Here is a 3,281-nt window from a genome sequence, read left to right as displayed (position 1 = left end):
GCCCCGCTCCGATCACGACCAGGTGTTGTCAACTCCGGGTTTTCCGATGCTGCCGGAACTTCCGGCGCTGCCGGTGTCGCCGCCGCCAAGAGCGGCGCCGCCGGCCCCACCCAATCCCGGAGCACCGGGAAAGCCACCGTTTCCGCCGATGGTACGGACACTTGAGGACGCCGATATGCCGGCTCTGCCGCCCGCCCCGCCATTGCCGCCGTTGCCGCCGATACCGCCGTCACCCCCGGAGTTGCCGGCCCCGCCATCTCCGCCGCTCTTAACTTGCCGGTCGAGGAAATTGCCGGCGTGCCCCCCTTCTCCGCCCATACCGGGGAGGCCGTTGAGGACGGAATTGGCCCCACGACCGGCGTTACCGCCATTGCCACCGTCGCCGCCGTTTCCACCGGTACCGCCGTTGCCGCCGTTGCCGCCGGCGTTCGTGGTGCTGCCGGTTCCGCCAGCCCCTCCCGCGCCGTATCTACCGCCGTTGCCACCCGCACCGCCCATGCCGCCAAAACCGCCTCTACCGGCGGTCGAACCGGCTTTGCCACCGTTGCCGCCGGCGCCACCCGAGGCCCCGTCGCCGCCATCGCCTCCGGCACCGCCCGCCCCGGCGACCCCATGGCCAACGGTCCCGGGTGCCGCGCCGCCGGCACCGCCGGCGCCACCTGCCCCGCCGGCGGGAGCAGTCGGATCCAGGTAGGAGCCGGCGGTCGCGCCTTTGCCGCCGTTGCCGCCGTAACCAGAGATCGAGCCGCCGTTGCCTCCTCTGCCTCCCTGGCCAAGGGTGCCTGCATTACCCCCGTCGCCGCCGGCTCCGCCGGCTCCGCCGTTACCTGAGATCGAGCCGCCGCTCCCACCCGCGCCACCCGCCGCGCCGGCTCCCCCGGCGCCCGCCTTGCCGCCGTTACCGCCATCGCTGCCATTGCCGCTGTCCCCGACGACGTCTCGGCCGGCGCCCCCGTCGCCACCGCTGCCGCCGGTTCCGCCCGCTCCTCCGGCCCCGCCGTTGCCGCCGTCGCCGGTCAGCCCGCCGTCACCGCTGGCGACCGCACCATCACCGCCGCGGGCGCCGTTGCCGGCAACACCGCCAACGCCACCGGCACCGCCCTTGCCGGACCCTCCGCTGTTACCTCCGGCACCTCCGGAGCCTCCGTTCCCGCCATTGCCACCGGCAACTCCGTCGCCGCCGTTGACCCCGGCTATACCGCTGTTGCCAGCCGCTCCGTTACCGCCGGCTCCACCGGTCCCTCCTGCCCCGCCGTCACCTGTCAGCCCACCGGTGCCTCCTGCCCCGCCATTGCCGCCATTGCCACCGCTGTTGACACCACCGCCGCCGGAGGCGCCGGCGGCGCCTGCCCCGCCATTGCCGCCGTTCCCGCCGTTGCCATATAGCCCACCGGTGCCGCCCGCTCCACCGTTGCCCCCGCTGGCGCCGAAGACGACGGGGCTGTAACCGTTACCGCCGTTTCCGCCATTGCCCGCGGCGGCGGTCGGCGTGGAGCCGCTGCCGCCGCCGGCGCCGTTGATGCGACCCAACCCGCCCGACCCGCCGGCGCCTCCGGCGCCGGGGTTGCCGCCGTCGCCGCCGGCGCCACCGTCGGGCGTGCCGGAAGTACCGTCAGCACCGGCACCGCCGTTGCCGGGGGTGCCGCCATCACCTCCGTGGCCACCAGCCCCGCCGCTGCCGGCCATACCCGCCTGGCTCTTGCCGGCCGCGCCGCCGAGCCCCCCTTTACCACCCGCCCCGCCCGACCCGCCGGTGCCGCCGTCACCGCCGTGTCCGCCATCGGCGCCGCCGCTGACCCCTGTGGCGCCGGTGGCGCCGGTACCGCCGGCCCCGCCGGCGCCGCCCGCCCCGCCGTCACCACCGATACCGCCGTCACCGCCGTAGAACCCGCCACGGCCGCCCGCTCCACCATCGCCACCGGCGCCACCCGCGTGGCCGGTGCCGCCGGTTCCACCGCCGGACGCGTTGGTCCCTGCCGCACCTTGGGCACCGAGGTAGCCGCTGCCACCGTTGCCGCCAGCACCGCCGTTGCCCCACAACCCTGCGTTGCCACCGGGCCCGCCGACACCTCCTGCCGCGCCGAGCGCGATGCCGGCCCCACCCGCACCGCCGTTTCCACCGTTGCCCCGCAACCAGCCGCCGCTGCCGCCCGCGCCGCCGCTGGCACCCGCTCCCCCTGCACCGCCGGCACCACCGTTGCCGACCAATCCTGCTGCGCCTCCCGCACCGCCTGCCACTCCGGGATTGACGCCTGGCGCCCCCCTGCCGCCATTGCCGAACAACAACCCGCCGGGCTTTCCGGCCTGCGCAGGCAGGGTGCCGTCGGCGCCGTTACCGACTAACGGACGGCCGAGCAGGGCATGCGCGGAGGCGTTGATGGCCTCGGCGGCGGAATACCTGCCCTCTGCCCGAGTCAACGACCGCACGAAGCCATCGTGAAACGCTGCGGCTTGGTCGCTGAGGGCCTGGTACTGCCGGGCATGGTCGCCGAATAGCGCCGCGACGGCCGTCGATATCTCGTCAGCCCCGGCGGCCAGCAAACTGGTCGTCGCGCCCGCCGCGGCTGCGTTGGCTTGTCCGACCGCTGTTGCGACATCAGCCAGCGCCGACGCCGCGGCGGCAAGCGCCTCGGGAATCACCGTGACAAACGACATCGTGCACCTCCGGGCAATGCGAAGCCGACAACCCGCGCGTGTTCGCGTCTGCGATGAACGTATGGTTCTGGTATCCGCGGAACCAGCAGAAGTTTGCGAACGCTCTGTTGTGCGGTGCGCAACTGTCCGGCGACGCGAACCCACTGCGATGATCTGCCTGCCGTGATCGCTATCCGCATGAGCTAGACGGTGAATCCGCTGGTGGGGGCGGTGCGAATGAATGGACCGATGTCAGACACGCGCGGCAACTACTCTGGCGGAGCGCCTTTGCGGCTGGCGGGAACGCTACTCGGCGGTGGCCGTGCACAAGGTCGTCGTGTGCGATCGTCCGGCGCCGCTGCTGCTCGAATAACCCCAAAGCGCCCAACTGGTGGTGTTGGGCAGTCACGGGCGCGGCGGGTTCCCCGGCATGCTCCTCGGCTCGGCCAGCGCTTCCCTTGTCACCTCGGCGCGAATTCCGTAAATCATCGCCGCCGGACGGACCGGTAAGGGCACCGCATCTCGCGGGTTCCACGGTCCGGAACCACGGCCCCGGCGCCGGGGCCCCCGATCAGCCGCTGTTCTCGCTCGCCTTTCGCCTTTTTAGCCACGCCTTGGTGCGGCCCGGGTGGTTGGTGGCGATCCAT

At 73.3% G+C, this 3,281-nt stretch carries 1 protein-coding gene and 1 pseudogene; one reads left to right on the top strand and one right to left on the bottom strand.

Features of this window, described 5'->3' with window-relative positions:
* Window positions 1-12 precede the first annotated feature (12 nt).
* Window positions 13-2,655 carry a PE family protein gene (locus AC5Y7D_RS30695; RefSeq protein ID WP_499929924.1) on the bottom strand — a complete coding sequence of 881 codons (2,643 nt, stop codon included), beginning with the start codon at window positions 2,653-2,655 and terminating at the stop codon, window positions 13-15.
* A gap of 253 nt (window positions 2,656-2,908) precedes the next feature.
* Between AC5Y7D_RS30695 and AC5Y7D_RS30690 the strand changes: the two are divergent.
* Window positions 2,909-3,118 (top strand): annotated as a pseudogene (locus tag AC5Y7D_RS30690) (universal stress protein); the annotation flags it as partial.
* Window positions 3,119-3,281 lie beyond the last annotated feature (163 nt).

It is taken from the genome of Mycobacterium sp. NGS49 (assembly GCF_059812565.1).
This window is presented reverse-complemented; position numbering and strand designations above follow the sequence as displayed.

What these genes read in the sequence shown, in the direction of transcription:
- AC5Y7D_RS30695 (WP_499929924.1), bottom strand. Translation starts at nt 2,655, where the DNA reads ATGTCGTTTGTCACGGTGATTCCCGAGGCGCTTGCCGCCGCGGCGTCG.